Origin of the sequence: Leisingera sp. JC11 (assembly GCF_040704725.1) — a bacterium.
Classification (GTDB): Bacteria; Pseudomonadota; Alphaproteobacteria; order Rhodobacterales; family Rhodobacteraceae; genus Leisingera.
In genome coordinates this window covers 58,272-82,016 of record NZ_JBFCVS010000013.1, presented here as the reverse complement: position 1 = coordinate 82,016, position 23,745 = coordinate 58,272, and the positions used below count along the sequence as shown (strand labels likewise).

Sequence of the window (23,745 nt, the reverse complement as noted above, 5' to 3'; positions counted from 1 at the left end):
CTCCGCAGCGCTCGCCTGACAGAATTGATTGGATAGCAGCTACCGGCAACATGTCGAACGAGAGCCATGAACAACTTTCTGGTTCATGGACTCTCGATTTACCCAGGGACCACGGCGCCCATCCGGAGGGCCGAATGGAAACATGGCAACTCACGGCATTTCTTCGAAATGAACGCGGTGAGGACATTGGCTTTCAATTTTCAGTATTTCGCGTCGGTATCGTGTCGCCTGGTGCGCCGCCGCCGTCGTCGGTCTGGGAGGTCCGCGACATCTATCTTGGGAATGTCACTGTTAATGGAATGCTGCAAGGCGGGGTTGATGGTGACGAGCGTATATCTCGGGGAATGCCTGGGGTGGCAGGCTTCGACCCTGATATTCATGAACTGAGGATCGATAATTGGTCTCTGCAATTCGTTGAGGATACAGGGCGGGGCGAAATGCAGCTCGATGTTGCGGTGGGGAAGGTTCGTGCCGAACTGTCCCTTACCCCGCTCAAAGCGCCAATTGCCACGGATGATGATGCGGCCCCGTTTCGCGGATACTCAGTCACTCGCCTGAGCGTCAATGGTCACCTCAATGGTTCGCAAGGCCGCGACGTTGTTTCAGGTACTGCTTGGTTCGATCATATTTGGGGAGAATTGCCGGTACCCGGTGCCTCACCGATTGTCTGGGATCGCCTGCAACTTCATCTTAATGACGGACGAGACTTGTCTCTTATCAGATCCAGGAGACGAGATGGCAGCGGAGCTGCGACAGTTGATGGCTACGTCGTCGATTCCGAAGGTCAATTCAGTTCGCTGGATGAAGCTTCGACAGAGCTCGTCATCGCCCGGATATGGCGTGGCGCACGCGGTGCCTATCCAGTTGATTGGCAACTCAAAGCGAATGACTTGAATTTTCAGGTGACGCCACTCATCGACGAACAGGAGTATGATTTTGCAGTGCCGGTCTGGAACGGCATGGTCAGGGCCGAAAGTAAGCCAGGGATCAGACGTATAGGTGGCGTTGGAATGATGCAGTTGACCGGATACCAGGCACAATGAAGCATAGGGGTGTATTAGTCGCCGTATTGGGCCTCGCCGCAGTGGTGACAGCTTACATTTGGATAACCGGCGACATCGTGGCGGTTCAAAGCCAAGGTAGCGACCGTTTCCGGTCAGCGGTCGGCCCGGTTCCGGCAACACCGCAACGCCCGGGTGATGCGGAGGCGGGATACCGCGCGCTGGTTAATGAACCTTATGTCAATTGTGGCATGCCTTATCGCGCATATCGCCGTTTCAATCCGGAGGTCGATCCTGTCGATCTTCTGCCGGAACGAGAGGCCCGGAACGCAGAACTTCCCTATGCGTTCACTTCTCATGTAAACGCGGACGGCGTCGAAATCGTCTCGTCGAACTGCCTGTTGTGCCACGCGTCGCGCTTCAATGGCGAACTCGTGGTTGGTCTCGGAAATGAGTTTCTCGATTTCACCCAAGACCCTCGGAGGATAGTGAATCAGGTCGGCAGTTACGTACAGGGTGAGGCGGATTCCGCTGCCTGGCAGCGTTGGGCGGATCGGGTTGATGGGATTGCGCCTTACATTCAGATGCAGACAGTCGGGGTTAACCCGGCGACCAATCTGACCTGGGCTCTGATGGCACATCGAGACAACAAGACCCTGGAGTGGTCCGCGGAGCCGCTTATCGAGCCCCCGCCCACTTCGCCGCTGCCGGTCAGTGTCCCGCCCTGGTGGCGGATGCAGAAAAAGAACGCGATGTTCTACACGACCATTGGGCGCGGTGATCATGCCCGTTTCATGATCATGGCCTCGCTGCTCTGTGCGGACACGCTAGAAGAGGTGGAGATTGTGGATGCATACGGCCCGGATATACGCGCCTATTTGGAAAGTCTCAGACCGCCACCCTATCCCTATCCCGTCGATATCGATCTGGCCGAGGAAGGCCGCACAGTATTTGAGGAGAATTGCAGCCGGTGTCACGGCACCTATGGCGAGGATGGGAGCTACCCAAATCTGGTTGTTCCGCTCGACGAGATCGAAACAGACAACGAATATGCGCTCGCCGCCACTGACGGCAGGCGTGATCGTTTTTACCAGTGGGTTGAGAATTCCTACTACGGCAACTCCGTGCAAATTGCTCCTGCACCAGGATACATTGCGCCACCGCTTGATGGGGTCTGGGCGACAGCTCCCTATCTTCACAACGGATCAGTGCCCGACATTCAGTCGCTCCTGGACAGCAGCACTCGCCCCAAATTTTGGCGGCACCGGGTCGCTCCTCGTGAATATGATCCGTCAAGCCTGGGGTGGCGCTATGATCGCCTGAATCACGGAAAGGCGAACGTCGACGATCCAGAAATGGCTAGGCATGTTTACGATACAACCCTCCCAGGTTACGGAAACGGCGGGCACGGTTTCGGCGACCATCTGAGTAACTATGAGCGTAATGCAGTCATTGAGTATTTGAAGACGCTTTGACCGAATTGCCGGTTCGATTGAACAGACGAAAAAGGAAATCTCGGCCGACTGCGGTTGTTGGCACATTGAGCGGCGAAGGAAATTGAGGGCTCAGTCCTGCCATTGGCTGACGGAGTGAGACACCGCAGCCACCGCCCGCCCTCTCATGCCCTCACCCCCGGTCGATCCGCGCCTGGTAGCAGTTGTTGCGCGACGACCGGATGTGGATGTAGCTGACCCGCTCATCCCCGAAAATCGCTTCCGCCTGCCCCATCATCTCCGCCTGCGGGATCACGATGCCGGTGCCGTAAACGATCCGGTGATCGGCGCTGTAGCCTTTGATCAGGTAATCGGGGGAGCCTTCCAGAGCCTCCGGCACCGCCTCGCCGTCATGCCGCGCGCAGTGATCGGCGCACAGGAAGATCGGCCCGGTCTCGGCATAGGGCTGCGCCTCGGGGAAGGGGCGGTGGGCCAGGATCAGCATGCCCTTGCCTTCGGGGATGTACTGCAGGCAGTGGCGGCAGGGGTTCTTGCCGCCGTCAGACACCGTGCGCTCCGGCAGCTGGCCGTGGGCGTCGGCGCCGCCATCCTGCAGGGCGCGGACAATTTCGGTGGGCAGGGCGGTGATCTTGGTCATGGCGTTTCTCCTTTGCTGCCTGCACCCTGCCCGAACCGCGCCGCCGCAATCGACCCGGATCTTGCGCATCCCGCAGGAGGGGCGGGCAGGGCTGGAAGCAAAACCCTCCCGCCCGCCGTGCAGGCATTGGAAATGCCCTGCGGCGGTTGGGCCAAGCGCCGCGCTGGCGCGCGGCGCGGGGGCAGCTCGCGGAAGGCCCGTCCGGTTCGACTCCACATGAGAACAAAACGGGAATATTATGCGACTCATGTTCGCCGAATTCGCCTGCCTCTCGAACTTCACTTTCCTCACCGGGGCCTCCCACCCCGAGGAGTATGCGGCCCGTGCGCTGGAACTGGGGATCGCGGCGGTCGCCATTGCCGATGAAAACTCGGTGGCCGGCATCGTGCGCGCCCATGCGGAATGCCGCGACATTGCCCGCCGGGCGCGCGAGCGGCTGGCCTGGGACCGCACACACACGCCGATCGGCCCGCCGCGCCCCGCAGATATTCCGCAGCCCGCCTCCTTCCCGGTCTATGACACCGTGCGGCTGATCCCGGCGGCAAAGCTGATATTCACCGACGCGCCGGAGGTGATCGCGCTGCCGGTGAACCGCGCGGGCTGGGGCAGTCTGACCCGGCTGCTGTCCACCGGGCGGCTGAGGGCAGAGAAGGGCAGCTGCATTCTGCATCTCGCCGACCTTCTGGAGTTTGCGGACGGCCTCCACCTGCTCCTGCTGCCGCAGGCGGGACAGGACCCGCGCGGCGCGGATGGATGGGCACCGCATATGGACGCGCTGACGCGCCGCTTTGGCCCCCGCATGCACCTGCTGATGGCGCCCGCCTATGACGGCGGCGACCGGGCGCGCTTTGCGCAGCTGGCGGAGCTGGCAAAACAGCTGAACCTGCCCCCCTTGGCCAGCGCCGAGCCAAGGATGCACCACGGCAGCCGCCGCCGCCTGGGTGATGTGCTGACTGCGATCCGCCTGCGCCGCAAGGTCGAAACCCTGGGCCGCGCCGCCATGGCCAACGGCGAGCAGCGGCTGCGCTCGGAACGCGAAATGCGCCGTCTGTTCCGCGATCATGAACAGGCGGTGGACAATGCTGCCCGGCTGGCGGACCAGCTCACCTTCTCGCTGGATGAGCTGCGCTATGACTACCCGGACGAGGGCAGCGAACAGGAAACGCCGCCGCAGCGCCTGAGAAGGCTGGCCGAGGAGGGCCTCAGCTGGCGCTATCCCGGCGGCGCGCCGCAGCGGGTGCGGGCGCTCTTGGAGCATGAGCTCGCCCTGATCGCCAAGCTGAAATACGACCCCTATTTCCTCACCGTGCGCGACATCGTCGCCTTTGCCCGCTCCCGCGGGATCCTCTGCCAGGGGCGCGGCTCGGCGGCGAACTCGGTGGTCTGCTACTGCCTGGGCGTCACCTCCGTCAGCCCGGAACTGGGCACCATGGTGTTCGAGCGTTTCGTCAGTGAGGCCCGCGACGAACCGCCCGACATTGATGTGGATTTCGAGCACGAGCGGCGCGAGGAGGTGATCCAGTGGATCTATGAACGCTACGGCCGCCACCGCGCGGGCCTCTGCGCCACGGTGATCCACTACCGCGGCAAGCGCGCCATCCGCGAGGTGGGCCGCGCCATGGGGCTGACGGAGGATACCATCTCCGCCATGTCCTCACAGCTCTGGGGCTTCTTCAGCGCCAAGGGCGTGGAGGCCGAGCGGATGCGCGAGATCGGGCTGGACCCGGATAGCCGCCGCCTGCAGCTGACCCTGCAGCTGGTGGAGCAGATCATCGGCTTCCCCCGGCATCTGTCCCAGCATGTGGGCGGCTTCATCATCACCCAAGGGCGCCTGGACGAGCTGGTGCCCATTGAAAATGCCACCATGGAGGGGCGCACGGTCATCTGCTGGGACAAGGACGACATCGACACGCTGGGCATCCTCAAGGTCGATGTGCTGTCGCTGGGGATGCTCACCTGCATCCGCAAGGCGTTTGATCTGATGCGCCAGCACCACCAGCTGGACTACAGCCTAGCCACCCTGCCGCCGGAGGACCCGGCGGTCTACAACATGCTGTGCCGCGCCGACAGCATCGGCGTCTTCCAGGTCGAGAGCCGGGCGCAAATGAACTTCCTGCCGCGGATGCGGCCGCGCAATTTCTATGATCTGGTGATCGAGGTCGCCATCGTCCGCCCCGGCCCGATCCAGGGCGACATGGTGCACCCCTATATCCGCCGCAGGAATGGTGAGGAGCCGGTGCATTTCCCCTCCGATGCGCTGGGCGAGGTGCTGGGCAAGACCCTCGGCGTGCCGCTGTTTCAGGAGCAGGCGATGCAGATCGCAATCGTCGGCGCCGGGTTCACGCCGGAACAGGCCGACCGGCTGCGGCGTTCGCTGGCGACCTTCAAGAAGCACGGCAACGTCAGCGAATTCCGCTCCCTGTTCCTGCGCGGCATGGCAATAAACGGCTATGATGCCGAGTTCTCCGAACGCTGCTTTTCCCAGATTGAGGGCTTCGGCTCTTACGGGTTTCCCGAAAGCCATGCCGCCAGTTTCGCGCTGCTGGTCTATGCCTCGGCCTGGATCAAATGCCACCACCCGGGGATCTTTGCCTGCGCGCTGCTGAACTCTCAGCCGATGGGCTTCTACGCGCCCGCCCAGATCGTCCGCGACGCCCGCGAGCACGGCGTCGAGGTGCGCCCGGTCTGCATCAACAACTCCTACTGGGACAACGTGATGGAGCCCGACGGCCAGGGCGGCCTGGCGCTGCGGCTGGGGTTCCGGCAGGTGAAGGGCCTGCGCGATGAAGACGCCGCCTGGCTGACCGCCGCCCGCGGCAACGGCTACCACGAGGTGGAGGACGTCTGGCGCAAGGCCGGCATCTCACCGCCGGTGATCGAGCGGCTGGCGGAAGCGGATGCCTTTGCCGCGCTTGGGCTGAACCGGCGCGAGGCCTTATGGGCCGCCAAGGCGATCACCGCCCGCAAGCCCCTGCCGCTGTTTGCCCGCGAGCTGGAGGGCGAGGGGATTTATGAGCCGGAAGCGGACCTGCCGCAGATGGGCCTGGGCGAGGAGGTGGTGGAGGATTACGTCGCCATGCGGCTGAGCTTGCGCGCCCATCCGGTGGCGCTGATCCGGCATCTGCTGACGCCGCAGAACCCCGGCGGCGCGGAGGGCGGGCCGGGGAATTGAGTATTTGGGGAAAGATGAAGCGAGGAGTGTTATCTTGGTACCTTGATAACATTTGGCCCTCATCATATATCAGCCCTCTGAAAGGAGGGTGCGATGACATCTGTAACCCGTGTGCAAACCGGCCTGCGCCTGGAGGCGCGGCTGCTGAAAACCATGAAGGCGCTGGCGGAATACCTGGATATTTCAGTGGCGGAGCTGGTTGAGGGCATGGCGCTGCACGCCTTTGAGGGCAAGGCGCCGTTCTCGGAAGAAACCCTGAGCAAGATCGAGGCGCTGCGGGCCGTCTACGGGCTGGACCTGACCGCCGCCGACAGCCACAGCCTGACGGAGGATCCGCAATGAGCGAACGCACAGACTATGCCGTGATGGCAGCGGAACTGGCCGCGGGCACGCTGCAGCCGCAGGGCTTCAGCCACCGGGCGCACCTGGGGGTGGCCTATGAAATCCTCTCCCGCCACGAGGTGTTCGAGGGCATGGCCATCTATGCCCGCGGCTTGCGCCGGCTGACAGAGGCCGCCGGGGTGCCGGAGAAATTCAACGCCACGGTGACGCTGGCCTTCCTGAGCCTGACGGCGGAACGGATGGCGGCGGGCGATTACCCGGGCACGGAGGCCTTTCTGGACGGCAATGCCGACTTGCTGCAGCCCGGCGTGCTGGGCCGCTACTTCCCGGCGGACACGCTGGCCAGCGATCTGGCGCGGCGGGTGCCGGTGCTGGTGCCGCAGAACGCCGGCAGCAGGGATGCCGCGCCGTGATAACGCCAACTGTGGCAGGAAAGCCGGTTCACCCCGGCGCGGCAAGGCGTTAGAAGGCTTGCGAAGCTTTCCTTGCCCCGGAGATGATCCATGCCCGCACCCAAACCCGTTGTCCTGTGCATTCTTGACGGCTGGGGCAGCGGCGAGCCTGGCAAGGCCAACGCGCCCTATCTGGCGCAGACCCCCACCTTCGATGCGATCATGGCCAAGGGGCCGGCAGCGAAACTGATCACCCACGGGCCGGATGTGGGGCTGCCGACCGGGCAGATGGGCAACTCCGAGGTCGGCCACACCAACATCGGCGCGGGCCGGGTGGTGGCGATGGACCTGGGCCAGATCGACCTGGCGATCGAGGAGGGGTCGTTCTTCGAAAACACGGCGCTTCTGGATTTCATCAAGCGGCTGAAGGAAACCGGCGGCGCGGCGCATCTGATGGGGCTGGTCTCGGACGGCGGCGTGCACGGGCATATCAACCACATCCTGGCGGCGGTGAAGGCGATCCATGAGGCCGGCGTGCCGGTCTGGCTGCATGCAATCACCGACGGCCGCGACGTGGCGCCGAAATCGGCCTTCCGCCACTTCCGGCGGCTGGAGGAGCGGCTGCCCGAAGGCGTGCGGATTGCCACCGTCACCGGCCGCTATTTCGCGATGGACCGCGACAACCGCTGGGGCCGGGTCAGCGAGGCCTATGACGCGATGATCCACGCCAAGGGCCGCCCCGGGCAGACCGCCCATGGCGCGGTGGACCATGCCTATAACCAGTCGGAAACCGACGAGTTCATCGGCGCCACCGTGCTGGAAGGCTATGAGGGCGTGAAGGACGGCGACGGGTTCTTCTGCCTCAATTTCCGCGCCGACCGGGCGCGGGAGATCCTGCGCGCAATCGGCGAGCCGGGCTTTGCCGAGTTCGACGCCGGCACCCGCCCGAAACTGGCGGCGCTCCTGGGCATGGTGGAATATTCCGACAGCCACAATGACTACATGACCACCGCCTATCCCAAGGCGGAGATCGTCAACACCCTGGGGGCCTGGGTTGCCAAGCACGGCAAGACCCAGTTCCGCCTGGCCGAGACCGAGAAATACCCGCATGTGACCTTCTTCCTCAACGGCGGCAAGGAAGAGCCGGAGGAGGGCGAGGACCGCTATATGCCGAAGTCGCCGAACGTGGCGACTTATGATTTGCAGCCGGAGATGAGCGCGCCGGAGGTGACGGAGAAATTCGTCGAGGCGATCGAGGCGGGCTATGACCTGATTGTGACCAATTACGCCAACCCGGACATGGTCGGCCACACCGGCGATCTGAAGGCGGCGATGCGCGCCTGCGAGGCGGTGGACCAGGGGCTGGCCCGGGTGGTGGCGGCGCTGGAGAAGGCGGGCGGCGCGATGATCGTCACCGCCGACCACGGTAACTGCGAGGTGATGGTGGACCCGGTGTCCGGCGGCGCCCACACCGCCCATACGCTGAACCTGGTGCCGGTTGCGCTGGTTGGCGGGCCGGAGGGTGCGAAACTGCGCGACGGGCGCCTGGCCGATCTGGCGCCGACCATCCTGGAGCTGATGGGGCTGGAGAAGCCGGCCGAGATGACCGGGGAGAGCCTGCTGTCATGATCCGCTGTGCGGGCCTGATGCTGCTGGCCGTGCTGGCAACGCCGCTGCCGGCGGCGGCGGACCCGGCGGATGCTGCGCGGCAGGCGGCGGAGCAGCTGGAGACGGCCTCTGTCAGACTGCAGGAGGCCGACAGCTCCCGCGACCGGGTGAAGGCGCTGACCACCACCGTGCAGGCCTATGAGGCAGGTCTTGCCGCGATGCGCGACGGCTTGCGCCGGGTGGCGCGGCGCGAAGGGCAGCTGAGCGCCCAGCTGGCAGCGCGGCAGGAGGAGGTGTCGGGCCTTCTGGGCATCATCCAGACCATCGAAACCTCGCCGCCGCCGGTGCTGATGGTGCATCCCTCCGGGCCATTGGGCGCGGCGCGCTCCGCCATGATGCTGGCAGAGGTGACGCCGGCGCTGCAGGCGCGGGCGCAGATGCTGAAGGCGGATCTGGACGAGGTGCAGAGCCTGCGCCTCTTGCAGCAGAACGCCGCCAAGACGCTGGAGGAGGGGCTGGCGGGCGTGCAGAGCGCCCGGGTGCAGCTGTCCACCGCCATTGCCGACCGCACCACCCTGCCGAAACGCTTTACCGAGGATCCGGTGCGCACCGCGATCCTGATCTCCTCGACCGAAACCTTGTCGGGGTTTGCCGATGGCCTGGCCGAGATCGCCGGCGGCGAGATCACCGCCAGTGAGGCCGACATCAGCGCCCTGCGCGGCAGCCTGCCATTGCCCGTCGAGGGGCTGCTGCTGCGCGGCTACGGCGAGCGCGATGCCGCGGGCATTGCGCGGCCCGGCTGGCTGGTTGCCGCCCGTCCCCGCGCGCTGGTGACATCGCCCGCGGCGGCCACCATCCGCTACCGCGGGCCGCTGCTGGACCTGGGCAACGTGGTGATTCTGGAACCGCAGCCGGATACGCTGTTTGTGCTGTCGGGCCTGGCCGAGGTGTTCGGCGAGGCGGGGCAGGTGATCCCCGAGGGCACCCCTGTCGGATTGATGAGCGGAGAAAACCCGAAACCGGACGCAATCCTGTCAACAAGCGGTGAAGGGGGTGGAACTGACCGGACAGAAACGCTCTATATAGAAGTGAGAATGGACAACAGCCCGGTGGACCCGGAAACATGGTTCCGCACTGGAAAAGGTGGATGAAGGCTTGATGAAAAAATTTGCGATGGCCGCCATTGGCGGCACGCTGGCAGGTATCGTTGCAACATCTTACGTGGCGGCCCCCTTGCTGGCGCAGGAAGGCGCGCGCGAGGCAAACGTCTATGAGCAGCTGGACCTGTTCGGCGACATCTTCGAGCGCATCCGTGCGCAATATGTCGAGGAAGTCGACGAGAAGGAACTGATCGAGGCGGCCATCGGCGGCATGCTGGCGTCCCTGGACCCGCATTCCAGCTACCTGTCGCCCGATGACGCCGACAAGATGCGGGTGCAGACCCGCGGCGAATTCGGCGGCCTGGGCATTGAGGTCACCCAGGAAGAGGGCTTTGTCAAAGTCGTCTCCCCGATCGACGGCACCCCGGCGGATGAGGCCGGAGTGGAAGCCGGCGATTTCATCACCCATGTGGACGGCGAAAGCGTGCTGGGCCTGTCGCTGGACGAGGCGGTGGAGCTGATGCGCGGGCCGGTCGGCTCCGAGATCGTGATCACCGTGGTGCGCGAGGGCGAGGCGGAGCCGTTCGACGTGTCGATCATCCGCGACACCATCAAGCTGACCGCGGTGCGCGGCCGCACCGAGGGCGACACCGTGGTGATGCGGATCACCACCTTCAACGACCAGACCACGCCGAACCTGGAATCCGGCCTGAAGAAGCAGATCGAAGAAGCCGGCGGCATGGACAAGGTGAACGGCATCGTGCTGGACCTGCGCAACAACCCGGGCGGCCTGCTGACCCAGGCGATCAAGGTGGCTGACAGCTTCCTGGAGTCGGGTGAGATCGTGTCCACCCGCGGCCGCGATCCGGAAGACGGCGAGCGCTTCAACGCGACCCCCGGCGACCTGGCCGAGGGCAAGCCGATCGTGGTGCTGATCAACGGCGGTTCGGCCTCGGCGTCGGAAATCGTCGCAGGCGCCCTGCAGGACCACCGCCGCGCCATCGTGGTCGGCACGAAATCCTTCGGCAAGGGCTCGGTCCAGACCGTGATGCCACTGAAGGGCGAGGGCGCTATGCGCCTGACCACCGCGCGCTATTACACGCCGTCGGGCCGCTCGATCCAGGCGCTGGGGGTTTCGCCGGATATCGTGGTGGCGCAGCCGCGCCGGACCGCGGCGGCTGAGGACGAGGACAGCCCGTCCCGCCGGTCGCGTTCGGAAGCCGACCTGCGCGGCAGCCTGAACAACGACTCCCTGTCCGAGGATGAAATCCGCCAGATCGAGGAAGAGCGCGAGAAGGCCGAGAAAGCCGCGGAACTGCGCGAGCAGGATTACCAGCTGGCCTATGCCATCGACATCCTGAAGGGGATGGTGGCGCTGGGGCCGAAGTAAGGCTCGCGCAAACACGCATCAGGAAGGGCCGTCCGGTTGGGCGGCCTTTTTCATTTTTGCTGTGCCGCCGGGTCTGGCGGGTGGTAGTTGCTGTGCCGTTTAAGCGCGGTGTCCCAGTTAAGGGGGCGGCGCCGCCGGGTGGAGGTGGACAGACCCCGCCGGGAGCCTGCTCGGACAGGATTTCCTGAACGACCCCCTTTTTATCAGGGCCGGTCTCCGGGGGATACGCAGGCAGCCCATAGATGCCTGCGCCTCGTATCATGGCCCGTGCGCTGAGCCATGGCGGGTGATCGATCTTCCGGCAGTGTGGCATGAGGGTGTGAGGATCGCGTGAAGGGGGCGTACGGTGGGTGCGCAACACCTGCCTGCCGCGTTCCCTGCACAGGCCGCAAACCTGTTGACTGCGGACCCAGCGCCGACCCAACCTGCGGCCAGATTTAGAGCAAGGCATTTCGCGGGAGCAGGCTGCCGGCCGTTCCTGCCCGAAGGGACGGAGAAAATCATGGACAGAATTCTGCTGATGATCGTGTGCGCCTTTGCCGGCGCCGCTGGGGTGTATTTTTACCTGCAAAGCCAGCAGCCGGTCGTGGTCGAGACGACGCCGGTCATTTCCGAGCCGCGGCTGATCAATGCGCTGGAAACAACCGAGGCCTATTCCGCCAATGCCTTGGTCCTGGTCAAGGAGCGCAAGCTGCTGGGCAAGGAAAACAACGCGGTCTATGTCTCTCAATGGCAGCAGAAGGTGGTCATCGGTGTGGATTTCACCGGGTTCGACTGGAAAACAGTCAGCGGCATCGGGGACAAGCTGCAACAGGGCGGCAATATCGTCCGCGGGACCATTCCGGAACTGAAGGTGCTGCATGAATACGTTGTCAAAGGCAGTGAGAAGAACGAAGTCGCCAGCCGGATCGTCAATTTTGACGAGGAAACTGTCCTGGGCGGCGCAGCCAATGCGCGCAGGGGCGCTGCCGACACCTGCAGCCGGGACATGATCCTGTACCGGGAAGAGGTGGTGAAACATGCGATGGAAACGGTCGTCCGCAACCTGTCTGTCGCCATGCCGGTTGATGACAACGGCGCGCCCCTGGTGGCGTTTGACTTGAAATTCGCCAACGAGGCGGACCTGCTGGCAGGGATCGCGGACCGCAAAGCGGGCAACCAGGGGCCACAGTCCTGCAGCGGTGTCGAGTACGTCAACTGACACCGGGCTTAAGGGGGGTCGCCAGCCCTGCGTCTGTCGGGCCCTCGTGATAAAACGCCCGGTCTCCGGCCCGCCTGGTTTCCGCATTTTCTGCCAGATGCTGCTGGTCCTTGAAGCCGCCTGTGCGGGGCGCCTGCGGAGGCATGGCCTCCACCGGTCTCTTCCGCCGGGACGTTATATCCGGCTTGCAAGCTGCAAAAGCCTTGGTAGGGTCGCGCGGAAACTGCATTCAGGATTGAACCAATGGATTTGCTGGCCCCGCTCATCGCCTATTCCGTCGCCCTGTCGATCGCGGCTGTCATTCCCGGTCCGGGGGTGGCGGGTCTGGTCGGGCAATCCCTTGGCAATGGCCTGCAGGTGTCGCTGTTCTTTCTGGCGGGCATTGCGCTGGGCGATGTGGTTTATCTGACCATCGCCATTGCGGGCCTGGCCGCGATCGCGCAGCTGTTCTCCGGCGCGCTGATGGCGATCAAGGTGCTGGGCGGCCTGTATCTGGTCTATCTCGCCAGCAAGTTCTGGCGCAACGAGGCCGGGCTCACCCATGTGCGCAAGGCCGGCAGCCGCCGCGGGCTGAAGACGTTCCTGTCGGGCTTTGCGCTGACGCTGGGCAACCCCAAGACGATCATCTTCTACCTCGCGCTGCTGCCCACCGTCATTGATCTGGAGGCAGTGGGGCTGTCGCAATGGGCCGCGCTGAGCGTGCTGACCGTTGCGGTGCTGTTCGTGACGCTGCTGCCCTATGCGCTGCTGGCCTCGGGCGCGCGGACGATGATGACGCGGGCGGACGCCCTGCAAAAGCTGAACCGGCTGGCCGGCGCCATCATCGGCGGTGCCGGGGTTTTCATCCTTGGCCAGGCGGCAACGGCGGTCGTTCGCCGGGCGTGACGTCCGGGCAGATCAACGGGATTTGAAAATCAACGCCCGATCTTCGGCGTACTGAACGGGCAGGCTGGTCTATGCTCCGCCCATGATGTTTGACCTGCCTGATTCCCGCACGCTCTACCAGGCGCTGCTAGACCGTGATGCCGCATACGAGGGGCGCGCCTATGTCGGCGTGACCTCCACCGGCATCTTCTGCCGCCTGACCTGCCCGGCGCGCAAACCCAAGTTCGAGAACTGCCGGTTCCATGCCACGCCGGGCGAGTGCATCGAGGCGGGGTTCCGCGCCTGCAAGCGCTGCAAGCCGCTGGCCGCCGCCGCGGGGGATGACCCGATGGTGCAGGGCCTGCTGGCGCGGCTGGAGGAACGGCCCGCCTACCGCTGGGGCGAGGGCGACCTGGTGCGGCTGGGGCTGGATGCGTCGACCGTGCGGCGCGCCTTCAAGCGGCATTTCGGCATGACCTTCCTGGAGATGGCGCGGCAGCGCCGGCTGCGCGAGGGCTTCACCGCGCTGAAGGCGGGCGAGCCGGTGATCGCGGCGCAGATCGATGCCGGTTTCGAAAGCGCCAGCGCCTTCCGCGCCGCCTTTGCCAAGCTGGTGGGGATTGCGCCGGGGGCGTTCCGCAAGGATGCGCTGCTCTTGGCGGACTGGATCGACACGCCGCTGGGGGCGATGATCGCGATCAGCTGCGCCCATCAGCTGCATTTGCTGGAGTTTGCCGACCGCAAGGCGCTGCCGCGGGAGGTGGCCAAGCTGCAGAAAGCGCAGCCGGGCGGCCTGGGCTTTGGCCGCCCGGCACCAACCGAGCAGATTGCAGAGGAGCTGCGCCGGTTCTTTGCAGGCGAAGGCGCGGATTTCCGGGCCCCGCTGGCGCTGCATGGCACCGGGTTCGAGCGCGAAGTCTGGCGTTATCTGCTGACCATTCCGGCGGGCGAGACCCGCAGCTATTCGCAGATCGCGCGGGAGCTGGGGCGGGCCTCGGCCACGCGCGCAGTGGCGCGCGCAAACGGCGCAAATCAGCTGGCACTGGTGGTGCCCTGCCATAGGGTGATTGCAGCTGACGGCGCGCTGACCGGCTATGGCGGGGGCCTTTGGCGCAAGCAGCGGCTTATTGAAATTGAAACAGGCTACAGACAGAGGATTTCCGCATGACATATTCCGACCGCGCCAAGGCTTTTGCGGCGCTGCACCAGCCGGGCAACCCGGTTGTTCTCTACAACATCTGGGACGCGGGCAGTGCCAGGGCGATTGCCGGGGCAGGGGCATCGGCCTTGGCGACCGGCAGTTTCCCGGTGGCAGCGGCGCAGGGGTTCCCGGATGGCGAGCAGGTGCCGCTGGACTTCGTGCTGGGCAATGCGGCGCGCATCGTGGCCGCCACCGAGCTGCCGGTGACCATTGATTTCGAGGGCGGCTATGCCCGCGGGCCGGAGCAGCTGACCGCCAATGTGACCCGGCTGGCAGAGACCGGCGCGGTGGGCCTCAATTTCGAGGATCAGGTGGTCGGCACCGCGGAGTTCTACAGCATTGAAGAGCAGGCCCGGCGGGTGGCCGCGGCGCGGGCGGCCCATGCGGATCTGTTCGTGAACGCACGCACGGATCTGTTTCTGAAGGAAAAAGACGCTGCCAAACATGCCGCACTGCTGCCGGAGGCGCTGGAGCGCGCGGCGGCTTATGCGGAGGCCGGCGGCAACGGATTCTTTGTGCCGGGCCTGACGGACCCTGACCTGATTGCGCGGGTCTGCGAGGGCTGCCCCCTGCCGGTCAACACGATGATGCGCGGCATCGCGCTGGAGACCGCGCGGCAGGCCGGTGTGGCGCGCTGCAGTTATGGCCCGATCCCGCACGCAAAGCTGATGCAGGTGCTGGCCGAGCATTTCCAGGCGCTGGAGTAAGCCGCCGCTTACATGGTTTCCAGGCAGTGGCGGCGGAAGGCGCGTTTGAGCATGTCGAGCTCGGCGCGCAGCAGTTCGACCTCGGCGCGCAGATCGTCCGCCACTGCCTCCCCTGCGATCAGGGTGAAATCGCCCAGCCGGGTGCTGCTGCCGGAGTCGAAGATCACGAAGGTCTGCACCCCGTCGGCCACGGCCTCCGGCGGCACCGGCACGGCGAGCAGCCAGTCGCCCTCTGTCTGGCCCTCGGTCAGGATCACGTCCTTGAGCGGCTGATCCTGGAACATCACCGTGACATCCGGCCGCGCGCCGCTGGCGGGGGCATTGCTGATCTTGCCCTCCCAGACCCCGTTGCGGAAGCGGATTTTGGTCAGTGTCAGGTCGCTCATGTCAGGTTACTCATAAGGCTGGGCTCCTCAGATCGCCGCGCGGCGGTGGCGCGAGAAGGTCAGGTCGCGCAGGATCACCTGGTTCAGGTCCGGCGCCTCGAAGATCAGGTCGAGCCAGATCTTCTCGATCCGCTTTTCGTTCAGCTTGGAATAGGCCAGGTCGAACTCCACCACGATGTTCTTTTCCTCCTGCGGCAGCTCGCGCACCAGCTGTTCGGTGTTGGGGCCGTGCTGGATGTTGAGGCGGGCGAAGATCTCGATCGGTTTTTCGGATTCGATGATGCTGTCGATGCGCAGGAGGTGCTGGCGGGTGATGCCCTCGGCGGCCTCGGGCGGCAGGTCGATCACCAGCGACAGGAAGGAGCCGTCGAACTTGAACACGTCCATGCGCAGGCCGAAGGGGGCGAGGTCCTCCTCGCGGGTGTTCCTGAGCTGGCGCAGGGTCAGTTCGGAAAAGGCGCAGTCGTGGAACAGCTGCACCTCATTGCCCAGCCGGGCCTTGGGCGGCACCGAGGCCAGCCCCCGCTCCGGCAGCGGGCCGCGCCACATTTCCGGGCGCCAGGACCAGTCGGTGCCATGCGGGCGCGGAAAGAAGGAGGAGGCGATCTGCGGCAGCGCCAGGCGGCCGTCGGCGGTGTGGATCAGCCGGTCCAGATGGGTGCGCAGCTGGCGGGCCTGGTTGCGCTGGCGGCGCAGTTCGGAGAGCGGCGCGCGCGAGGATTCCTCTGCCGCGGCGCGCCAGCGGCGCAGGCTGCGCAGGTGAAGCAACCGGTCCATGATCCTGCCCATCGTGCTCTCTCTTGCCTGGTTTAAGGTCTTGCGTGCCTGTCCGGCCTCCGGCCGGCCCCTGTGCGGGCCGCCGCGGGGCTGGCGGCAGTGTAACCGGGGGCGGCTATTGAAATAAACCGGCAATCCGCTGGCGGAACCCGCGTTTTTTGCGCGGCTCCGGTTCCGCGCTCTCAGCCTGTGCCCGCAACTGCGCCGGGCGGGGCTGCGGGCGCAGGCCCTCTGCTGCGGCTGCGGAGACGGCTGGCGCGGCGGGCGCGGCACTCTCGGCGGCGTCCAGCGCGGGCAGGGTGGAGGCCTCCAGCGTGCGGTGGGTCATCTCGTTCAGCAGGGCGGCGCCGTGGCTGCCAAGCGCCCGGCTTCCCTCAGGCGCGTAAAGCGCCAGCGCGACCAGGTGGCGGTCGAGCACAAAGGCGCCGCGCCAGTGCACCGGGCTGGCGCTGTCGGCAACGGCGCCGGGGAACTCCAGCTTGACCAGCGGCAAGAGCTGGTCCTCGCGGGTTTCCAGCACCCTGGCGTCCGGGAACATGGCCGCGATGTCGGCGGCCTGCGGCGCTGCAACAGAGGCTTTGGCGGGGCCGATGGAGGCGGTGAGCACAGCCGATTTGCGGGCGCCGAACCAGTTCTGGCGGCCCATGCGGCTGCAATGGGCCAAAAGGGCAAAGCCGCCGTCTTTTTCCGGCTGGCTGCTGCGGCGGTCAAAGCAATAGGCGCCGGGTGCGGCCAGCAGCACATCGCCGCCGCCGAAGGACATCACCTGAACGCCGGCCTGCGGCGCCTGGCTGGCGGTGCGGGCGGCAAACGGCATGCTTCGGGGCGCCGGGCTGCAACCCGCCAGGGCCAGTGCCGCCAGCACAACCGCCGCCGCTGCGCCGCGCCGCATGGGCGCCTTTCCGCCGGGCGCGGCAAAAGGCACGGGTTTCCCGTTGCTTGTTCTGATCACTGCTGTTCCTGCCGGTCTTGTTTTTTGCAGGAATCATTACGGAGCGGGCGCCTGGGCGGCAACCCTGAACCGCCAGGGCGCGCGCATCCCTTGCCTTGGCGTTGCAGCAATGCCTAACGTGGGCCGGATTGCCGCCCGCTGCGGCTCCCCGGGAGGACACATGCTCGACTTGCACGGCTACAGGGCGCATGAGGCGCTGGTGCGCTTTGCCCGGCAACAGCCGGCGCTGTGGCGCCTGATGCTGGGGCTGGTGCTGGTGGCATCGGTCAGCTTTGCGATGACAGCCGCGCTGCAGGTGATCCTGGCGGGGCTGTTCCCGGGCGACTGGCTGCAGGGGCTTGCGGATGGCAGCACCCCTGGCGCGATGCTGGTGCTGTTGGGCAGTTTCGCCTTTCTGTCGCTGGGGGTGGCGATGGCGGCGCGGCTGTTCCACCAGCGCGGCTTTGCCACCGTGACCGGGCATCTGCGCCCGCTGGCGCACCAGTTCGGGCGGGTCAGCCTGTACCTGTTGGGGCTCAGCCTGCTGCTGATGGCGCTGCCGCCCTATGACATGGGCCCGCCGATGACCCAGAACCTGCCGTTCTGGACCTGGCTGGGCATCCTGCCGCTGTCCATCGCCGCGGTGCTGGTGCAGACCGGATCGGAGGAAATCCTGTTCCGCGGCTACATCCAGCAGGCGCTGGCGGCGCGGTTCCGGCACCCGGCGGTCTGGCTGCTGGTGCCCTCGGCGCTGTTTGCGCTGGGCCACTACCTGCCGGCCGAGGCCGGGGACAACGCGCTGGTGATCACCGCCTGGGCCGGGCTGTTCGGAGTCTTGATGGCGGACCTGACCGCCCGGGCCGGCACCCTGGGGCCGGCCATCGCGGTGCATTTCTTCAACAACGTGACCGCGCTCTTGTTGTTCGGCTCCCCAACCAGCCTGAACGGGCTGGCGCTTTACCTGATCCCCTTTGACCTGGCGGACGTGCAGGCGCTGCGGCCCTGGATGGCCGTCGACTTTGTCCTGATGCTGGTCAGCTGGCTTTGCGCGCGGCTTGCCATACGCCGCTGATTGCAATTGCGGCAAATGCGCCTTATCTGGGGGGCAAACCGCGCCCCCGGAGAGGCAAGCAATATGAACTGGATCACCAACTACGTCCGGCCCAAGATCAATTCGATCTTTTCGCGCCGCGAAGTGCCCGAGAACCTTTGGCAGAAATGCGATGAATGCGGCACCATGCTGTTTCACCGCGAGCTGAGCGACAATCAGAACGTCTGCACCAGCTGCGGCCATCACATGCATATCACCCCGCGCGACCGTTTCACCGCGCTGTTTGACGGCGGTGTCTTCACCGAGGTGGCGGTGCCGGAACCGCTGGCCGACCCCTTGAAGTTCAAGGATCAGAAGAAATACCCCGAGCGGATCAAGGCGGCGCAGAAGAAGACCGGCGAGAAAGACGCGATGCTGGTGGCGGCCGGTGAAATCGGCCGCACGCCCATTATCGCTGCTGCGCAGGACTTTTCCTACATGGGCGGCTCGATGGGCATGTATGTGGGCAATGCCATCATTGCGGCTGCCGAGGAAGCGGTGAAGCTGAAGCGCCCGCTGGTGCTGTTCTCTGCGGCCGGCGGCGCCCGGATGCAGGAAGGCATCCTGTCGCTGATGCAGATGCCGCGCACCACTGTTGCGGTGGAGATGCTGAAAGAGGCGGGCCTGCCCTATATCGTTGTGCTGACCCATCCGACCACCGGCGGTGTGACCGCCTCCTATGCGATGCTGGGCGATGTGCATATCGCCGAGCCCAACGCGCTGATTTGCTTTGCCGGGCCGCGGGTGATCGAGCAGACCATCCGCGAGAAGCTGCCCGACGGCTTCCAGCGCGCCGAGTACCTACTGGACCACGGCATGCTGGATCGGGTGACCCCGCGCACCGAGATGCGCGAAGAGCTGATCACCATCATCCGCATGCTGATGGGCCTGCCGCCGCAGGTGGTGGGCGACCTGCCGGTGCCGGAGCAGGAAGACGCCGCCAAAGCCGCAAATGCGCCGGCCGATGGCGCTCCCAGCGAAGAAGCTGCCGAGTAATCCGGCCTATAGTGACTCGCCCGGCCGCCCGGCCGGGCTGCGCCCGTCCCCGCCAGGGCGGGCGCTGTTCTTTGCCACGTATGACTTTCCGCTCTGACAGGACCTGGCCGATGACTCAGACCTCCGACGCAATCCTCGCCCGCATGATGGCGCTGCACCCCAAGATCATCGACCTGACGCTGGACCGGGTCTGGCGGCTGCTGGCGGCGCTGGACAACCCGCAGGACAAGCTGCCGCCGGTGATCCATCTGGCAGGCACCAACGGCAAGGGCTCGACCCAGGCGATGATCCGGGCGGGTCTTGAGGGCATGGGCAAGAGCGTTCACGCCTACACCTCGCCGCATCTGGCGCGTTTTCACGAGCGGATCCGGCTGGCGGGCGAGCTGATCTCCGAGCCGCATCTGACTGAGGTGCTGGACGAGTGCTATGCCAAGAACGGCGGCGAGAACATCACCTATTTCGAGATCACCACGGTGGCGGGTCTCTTGGCGTTTTCGCGCACGCCCGCGGATTACACCCTGCTGGAGGTCGGCCTGGGCGGGCGTCTGGACGCCACAAACGTGATCACCCCCGAGGTTTCGGTGATCACCCCGATCTCGATCGACCATGAGCAGTTCCTGGGCAACACGCTGACCAAGATCGCGTCTGAGAAGGCGGGCATCATCAAGCGCGGCGTGCCGGTTGTGGTTGGCCCGCAGCCCGACGAGGCGATGGAGGTCATCGAGGCCACCGCCGCCCGCCTTGGCGCGCCGCTGATCGCCTACGGCCAGCACTGGCACGTCTACGAGGAGCGCGGCCGGCTGGTGTTCCAGGACGAAAACGGCCTGCTGGACCTGCCGCTGCCGGCCCTTTTGGGCGCGCATCAGATCCAGAACGCCGGTGCGGCGCTGGCAGCACTGCGCCATCTGGGCGCGGATGAGGCCGCCTGCGAGGCCGCGATGCTGAACGCCGAATGGCCCGCCCGGATGCAGAAGCTGAAAACCGGCCCGCTGATCGAGGCGGCGCCGGAGGCAGAGCTGTGGCTGGACGGCGGCCACAACGCCGCGGCCGGGGTGGCGCTGGCGGATGTGCTGGCGAAACTGCCGGAACGCCCGACGCATCTGATCTGCGGCATGCTGAACACCAAGGACGTGAGCGGCTACATGGCGCCGCTGGCGCCGCATGTGGCCAGCCTGACCGCGATTTCGATCCCGGATGAGATCAACACGCTCAGCGCCGAAGACACCGAGGCCGCAGCCAAGTCGGTGGGCATCGCGGCAGGCACGGCGGACAGCACCCTGGCGGCGCTGCAGGCGATCACCGCCAAGGATCCGCAGGCGCGGGTGCTGATCTGCGGTTCGCTTTATCTGGCGGGCCATATCCTGCGCGAAAACGGCTGAGATTTGCAGCGGCGGGGGAGGTTCTCCCGCCCGGTTTCGACCTGCCGGTCTCACCCCGTTGGGCCAGGCGCCGCTGGCGCGGCGCGGCCGCGTTTCATCTTTCCGGAAATACTCCGGGGGTGAGGCCGCGAGGCCGAGGGGGCAGCGCCCCCGGACCTGTTCAGCCCCTAATCCAGAACGTAGTTCACCGGCTCCAGCTTGGGCGGCACCTCGCGCCCCAGCGCGTTGCAGACCGAGATTTCCATCACCCGGCACATGGCGCTGAGCGGCACCGCGTTGGCCTGTTTGCGGAACGGGTGCTCCAGCTCATGGGTCACTTCGGCGAGGCCGAAGAACACATAGGCCACCACCGCAGCGACCAGCGGCTCGAACCAGCCGGCGCTGTCCAGGAGGGCAAAGGGCAGCAGCAGGCAGTAAAGATACGTGGTGCGCCAGACCAGCAATGAGTAGACGAAGGGCAGCGGCGTGGTCAGCAGCCGCTCGTTTCCGGCCTGGGCGGCGGGGAAGGCGGCCAGCCGTTCGGCCAGGGCGCGCTGGCCGAAGCCGTCGATGCGGCCGTCCTCTGCCATTTCGCGCAGCCGGGCGGCGATGTCGCGCAGGGCGGCGTTGGGGCTGTTTTCCGTCTGCATCAGCCGCTCTGCATCTTCCGGCCCGACCCAGTGCTGAACCGTTTCCGCCACCTCGTCGCCGCGCAGCTGGGCGCGGTGCAGGTGGTGAAAGGCGAGGATGCGGGTGAGGATGAACTCCTCGTCCGGGCCTTTGCCTGCAAAGATCCTGAGCTCCTGCGCCAGGCTGCGCACGTCGGAGACCATGCGGCCCCAGATCCGCCGCGCCTCCCACCAGCGGTCATAGGCGGCGTTGTTGCGGAAGCTGAGGAACAGCGACAGCGACAGGCCGAACACCCCCATCGCGGCGATGGAAATCTGCGGCATCGCAATGACATAGCGGTCCAGCACCAGCACCAGCAGCGCCCAGAGCGCGGCGCCGATGATGTTGGGCAGGATGCGCGGCACCACCGATCCGCTCAGGATCAGGAAAATCTCCCGCCGCCGGGGCGTGTCGCGGACGATCATGGGGCTTCGCTTCCCCAGTTCTTGTCCTGCATCTCGCGCAGGCGGGAGGCGGTGCGTTCGAACTCGAAGGTGCCTTCGCCCTCGACATAGAGCATTTCGGGCTGCGCCGCGGCGGAGCAGATCAGCCGCACCCTGGCCTCATACAAAGCGTCGATCAGGGTGACGAAGCGCCGGGCCTCGTTGAAGTTGTTGCGGCTGAGGCGGGGAATATCCTCCATGATCAGCACCTTCACCTCCCCGGCGATGGCGAGGTAGTCGCCCGGCCCCAGCATCTTGCCGCAGAGGTCATAGAAGGTGGCCCGCGCCACCCCGTTGCGGAAGGCGGGCAGGGTGACTTCGCGGCCCTTCACCTCCAGCGTCAGCGGCTGGGCCGCGCCGCCGCCCGAAAGATCCTGCCAGATTGCACGGATCTGGGCGCGGGCCTCGGAATCAATGGGGGCGAAATAGACCTGCGCGCCGGTCAGCCGGTCCTGCCGGTAATCGGTGGCGCTGACCATCTCATGCACCGCCATGCGGTCCTTGATCAGATCGATGAAGGGCAGGAACAGCTGGCGGTTGAGGCCGTTCTTGTAGAGGTCGTCCGGCACCCGGTTGGAAGTGGTGATCACGGTGACGCCGGCGGCAAACAGCGCCTCGAACAAACGCCCCACGATCATTGCATCGGTGATGTCGGTGATCTGCATCTCGTCAAAGGCCAGCAGGCGCACCGACTCCGCCACCTCAGCCGCTGCCGGGGCCAGCGCATCCTCGACACCGTTCTGGCGGGCCTCATGCATTTTGGCGTGGATTTCCTGCATGAAGGCATGGAAATGCACCCGCCGCGAGGGGATGCCGTCGAGGCTGTCGACGAACAGGTCCATCAGCATCGACTTGCCGCGCCCGACCCCGCCCCAGAGGTAGAGCCCCTGGACCGGTTCATATTCCGCCTTGCGGAAAAAGCCGCGTTTCACCGGCGGTGCCATCAAACCTTGGGCGATGCGGTCGAATTGCGGAAGCACTGCTTCCTGGGCCGGATCGGGCTTCAATTCGCCCGCGTCGATCTTCTGCCGGTAAAGCGCACTCAAATGGGTCATGGGACAGGGATAGCGCGGGGCGCGGGGGATGGGAAGCGGGGGATTGGCGGCAGCAGCCCGGAGGCTCAGCTGAAGCGCTCCTGCGTCAGCTTCACGAAATTCTCCACCGTGCGCCTGCCGCGGTCCTCCTGTTCCTGCAAGAGGTCCGCGACCAGATGCCGGGTCGCCGCTGCGTGCTCCAGCTCAGCCGGGCTGGTGCCATAGGCAATGCCGTAGCGCCCCGGCGCGTGGTTCTCGTTCCATTCCGCGCGGCTGGCGTAAATCCCCGGGATCACCACGCTCTGGCAGCCGCAGATGGCGGCGTACTGGGAATAGAAGGTCGCCTCGTCATAGGAATAGAAAGTGTCGCAGCGGTTGAAGATCTCCGCGATCTCCTCATGCGAAAGGCCGTCGATCTGGATCGCGTTTTCCGTCTCCGGTATGCGGTCCTTATGCGCGCCCTTGCGCACGATGTAGCAGGCGCCGCTGCGGTCCGGCCGGTTCTGGTTCCGGTAGACCGGGTTGCGGCGCCACATGAACAGATCGGTGGCGCCGCCGGTGATTTCGGGGATGTCGCAGATGCTGCCCGCCCGGAAGAACATCTCCCCCTCGGTGAACTCATACGGGTTCTCGACACCGGGTTTATAGAGCAGCCAGCGGGCCACGTTCCGGGCCCGCATCGGATTGCCCAGGGTGACCTCGGGGTAGACGACGATGCTGGACGGCGTGAAATCGGCGGGCCGGGCCACGGGGGTGTTGAGGGCCGGGTTGATGCCGTAGGGGCGCGCCCAGCGGGAGCCGGGCAGGCGCAGCCGCGACATCACCTCTGCCCGCAGGCCAGAGGCCGGCAGGCGGCGCCAGGGCCACAGGAAGGCCTGCTCGCCCAGACCGTTCAGCGTGTTGACCAGCTCATGCAGGAAAATGCTGCCGCCGCTGTCGGGGTCGAAGGCGGGGGCGTAAACAATGTAGTTCGGCCGCTCTGTCATCTGAGG

At 65.7% G+C, this 23,745-nt stretch carries 22 protein-coding genes; 15 read left to right on the top strand and 7 right to left on the bottom strand.

What is annotated here, in order from left to right; all coding sequences use genetic code 11:
* Positions 1-50 precede the first annotated feature (50 nt).
* Positions 51-1,043, top strand: coding sequence for a lipocalin-like domain-containing protein (locus AB1A62_RS15295; protein ID WP_366662316.1), 993 nt, complete (start codon positions 51-53; stop codon positions 1,041-1,043).
* Positions 1,040-2,476 (top strand): hypothetical protein, encoded by a 1,437-nt coding sequence (locus tag AB1A62_RS15290; RefSeq protein ID WP_366662315.1) that lies wholly within the window; start codon positions 1,040-1,042, stop codon positions 2,474-2,476. The genes AB1A62_RS15295 and AB1A62_RS15290 overlap by 4 nt, the downstream gene beginning before the upstream one ends.
* 151 nt (positions 2,477-2,627) lie before the next feature.
* On the opposite strand, the gene AB1A62_RS15285 is transcribed toward AB1A62_RS15290, so the two are convergent.
* Positions 2,628-3,092, bottom strand: coding sequence for a DUF1203 domain-containing protein (locus tag AB1A62_RS15285; RefSeq protein ID WP_366662314.1), 465 nt, complete (start codon positions 3,090-3,092; stop codon positions 2,628-2,630).
* 247 nt (positions 3,093-3,339) lie between these two features.
* Between AB1A62_RS15285 and AB1A62_RS15280 the strand changes: the two genes are divergently transcribed.
* From AB1A62_RS15280 to AB1A62_RS15235, 10 genes are all read left to right on the top strand, one after another.
* Entirely contained in the window at positions 3,340-6,264 is a 2,925-nt protein-coding gene (locus AB1A62_RS15280; protein ID WP_366662350.1) for an error-prone DNA polymerase, read from the top strand.
* A gap of 93 nt (positions 6,265-6,357) precedes the next feature.
* On the top strand, positions 6,358-6,606 hold the full coding sequence (locus AB1A62_RS15275; RefSeq protein WP_366662313.1) for a hypothetical protein: 249 nt from the start codon (positions 6,358-6,360) through the stop codon (positions 6,604-6,606).
* The gene (locus AB1A62_RS15270; RefSeq protein ID WP_366662312.1) at positions 6,603-7,019 is read left to right on the top strand and encodes a hypothetical protein; all 417 of its coding nucleotides are present in this window, start codon (positions 6,603-6,605) and stop codon (positions 7,017-7,019) included. The genes AB1A62_RS15275 and AB1A62_RS15270 overlap by 4 nt, the downstream gene beginning before the upstream one ends.
* Positions 7,020-7,109: 90 nt before the next feature.
* On the top strand, positions 7,110-8,627 hold the full coding sequence (gene gpmI / locus AB1A62_RS15265) for a 2,3-bisphosphoglycerate-independent phosphoglycerate mutase (RefSeq protein ID WP_366662311.1): 1,518 nt from the start codon (positions 7,110-7,112) through the stop codon (positions 8,625-8,627).
* Complete coding sequence (locus AB1A62_RS15260) at positions 8,624-9,757, top strand: peptidase M23 (RefSeq protein WP_366662309.1); 1,134 nt, start codon at positions 8,624-8,626, stop codon at positions 9,755-9,757. Before gpmI ends, AB1A62_RS15260 begins: the two co-directional genes overlap by 4 nt.
* A 7-nt stretch (positions 9,758-9,764) precedes the next feature.
* Positions 9,765-11,096, top strand: a complete 1,332-nt coding sequence (locus tag AB1A62_RS15255; protein WP_366662308.1) for a S41 family peptidase — start codon at positions 9,765-9,767, stop codon at positions 11,094-11,096.
* A 502-nt stretch (positions 11,097-11,598) separates the two neighbouring features.
* Complete coding sequence (locus tag AB1A62_RS15250) at positions 11,599-12,297, top strand: hypothetical protein (protein WP_366662307.1); 699 nt, start codon at positions 11,599-11,601, stop codon at positions 12,295-12,297.
* Positions 12,298-12,540: 243 nt separating this feature from the next.
* Positions 12,541-13,182 carry a LysE family translocator gene (locus tag AB1A62_RS15245; RefSeq protein ID WP_366662306.1) on the top strand — a complete coding sequence of 214 codons (642 nt, stop codon included), beginning with the start codon at positions 12,541-12,543 and terminating at the stop codon, positions 13,180-13,182.
* A gap of 82 nt (positions 13,183-13,264) precedes the next feature.
* A complete protein-coding gene (locus AB1A62_RS15240) occupies positions 13,265-14,329 on the top strand; it encodes a trifunctional transcriptional activator/DNA repair protein Ada/methylated-DNA--[protein]-cysteine S-methyltransferase (RefSeq protein WP_366662305.1) in 1,065 nt (354 codons plus the stop codon).
* On the top strand, positions 14,326-15,069 hold the full coding sequence (locus AB1A62_RS15235) for an isocitrate lyase/phosphoenolpyruvate mutase family protein (protein ID WP_366662304.1): 744 nt from the start codon (positions 14,326-14,328) through the stop codon (positions 15,067-15,069). Before AB1A62_RS15240 ends, AB1A62_RS15235 begins: the two co-directional genes overlap by 4 nt.
* Positions 15,070-15,077: 8 nt before the next feature.
* On the opposite strand, the gene AB1A62_RS15230 is transcribed toward AB1A62_RS15235, so the two are convergent.
* The 3 genes from AB1A62_RS15230 to AB1A62_RS15220 all read right to left on the bottom strand — a co-directional run bounded on the left by AB1A62_RS15230 (position 15,078) and on the right by AB1A62_RS15220 (position 17,124).
* Positions 15,078-15,455, bottom strand: coding sequence for a hypothetical protein (locus tag AB1A62_RS15230; protein WP_366662303.1), 378 nt, complete (start codon positions 15,453-15,455; stop codon positions 15,078-15,080).
* A 27-nt stretch (positions 15,456-15,482) separates the two neighbouring features.
* Positions 15,483-16,244, bottom strand: coding sequence for a DUF6478 family protein (locus AB1A62_RS15225; RefSeq protein WP_366662302.1), 762 nt, complete (start codon positions 16,242-16,244; stop codon positions 15,483-15,485).
* Positions 16,245-16,347: 103 nt separating this feature from the next.
* On the bottom strand, positions 16,348-17,124 hold the full coding sequence (locus AB1A62_RS15220; RefSeq protein ID WP_366662301.1) for a hypothetical protein: 777 nt from the start codon (positions 17,122-17,124) through the stop codon (positions 16,348-16,350).
* Between the two features lie 220 nt (positions 17,125-17,344).
* Between AB1A62_RS15220 and AB1A62_RS15215 the strand changes: the two genes are divergently transcribed.
* From AB1A62_RS15215 to AB1A62_RS15205, 3 genes are all read left to right on the top strand, one after another.
* Complete coding sequence (locus tag AB1A62_RS15215) at positions 17,345-18,235, top strand: type II CAAX endopeptidase family protein (protein WP_366662300.1); 891 nt, start codon at positions 17,345-17,347, stop codon at positions 18,233-18,235.
* A 63-nt stretch (positions 18,236-18,298) separates the two neighbouring features.
* Positions 18,299-19,249 carry an acetyl-CoA carboxylase, carboxyltransferase subunit beta gene (gene accD, locus AB1A62_RS15210; RefSeq protein ID WP_366662299.1) on the top strand — a complete coding sequence of 317 codons (951 nt, stop codon included), beginning with the start codon at positions 18,299-18,301 and terminating at the stop codon, positions 19,247-19,249.
* Between the two features lie 110 nt (positions 19,250-19,359).
* A complete protein-coding gene (locus AB1A62_RS15205; protein WP_366662298.1) occupies positions 19,360-20,628 on the top strand; it encodes a folylpolyglutamate synthase/dihydrofolate synthase family protein in 1,269 nt (422 codons plus the stop codon).
* A 167-nt stretch (positions 20,629-20,795) separates the two neighbouring features.
* Here AB1A62_RS15205 and AB1A62_RS15200 read toward each other — a convergent pair whose 3' ends face one another.
* The 3 genes from AB1A62_RS15200 to AB1A62_RS15190 form a co-directional block, all read right to left on the bottom strand.
* Positions 20,796-21,701, bottom strand: coding sequence for a bestrophin family ion channel (locus AB1A62_RS15200; protein ID WP_366662297.1), 906 nt, complete (start codon positions 21,699-21,701; stop codon positions 20,796-20,798).
* Positions 21,698-22,774, bottom strand: coding sequence for a cell division protein ZapE (gene zapE / locus AB1A62_RS15195; RefSeq protein ID WP_366662296.1), 1,077 nt, complete (start codon positions 22,772-22,774; stop codon positions 21,698-21,700). The genes AB1A62_RS15200 and zapE overlap by 4 nt, the downstream gene beginning before the upstream one ends.
* A 65-nt stretch (positions 22,775-22,839) precedes the next feature.
* On the bottom strand, positions 22,840-23,739 hold the full coding sequence (locus AB1A62_RS15190) for a hypothetical protein (RefSeq protein ID WP_366662295.1): 900 nt from the start codon (positions 23,737-23,739) through the stop codon (positions 22,840-22,842).
* Positions 23,740-23,745 lie beyond the last annotated feature (6 nt).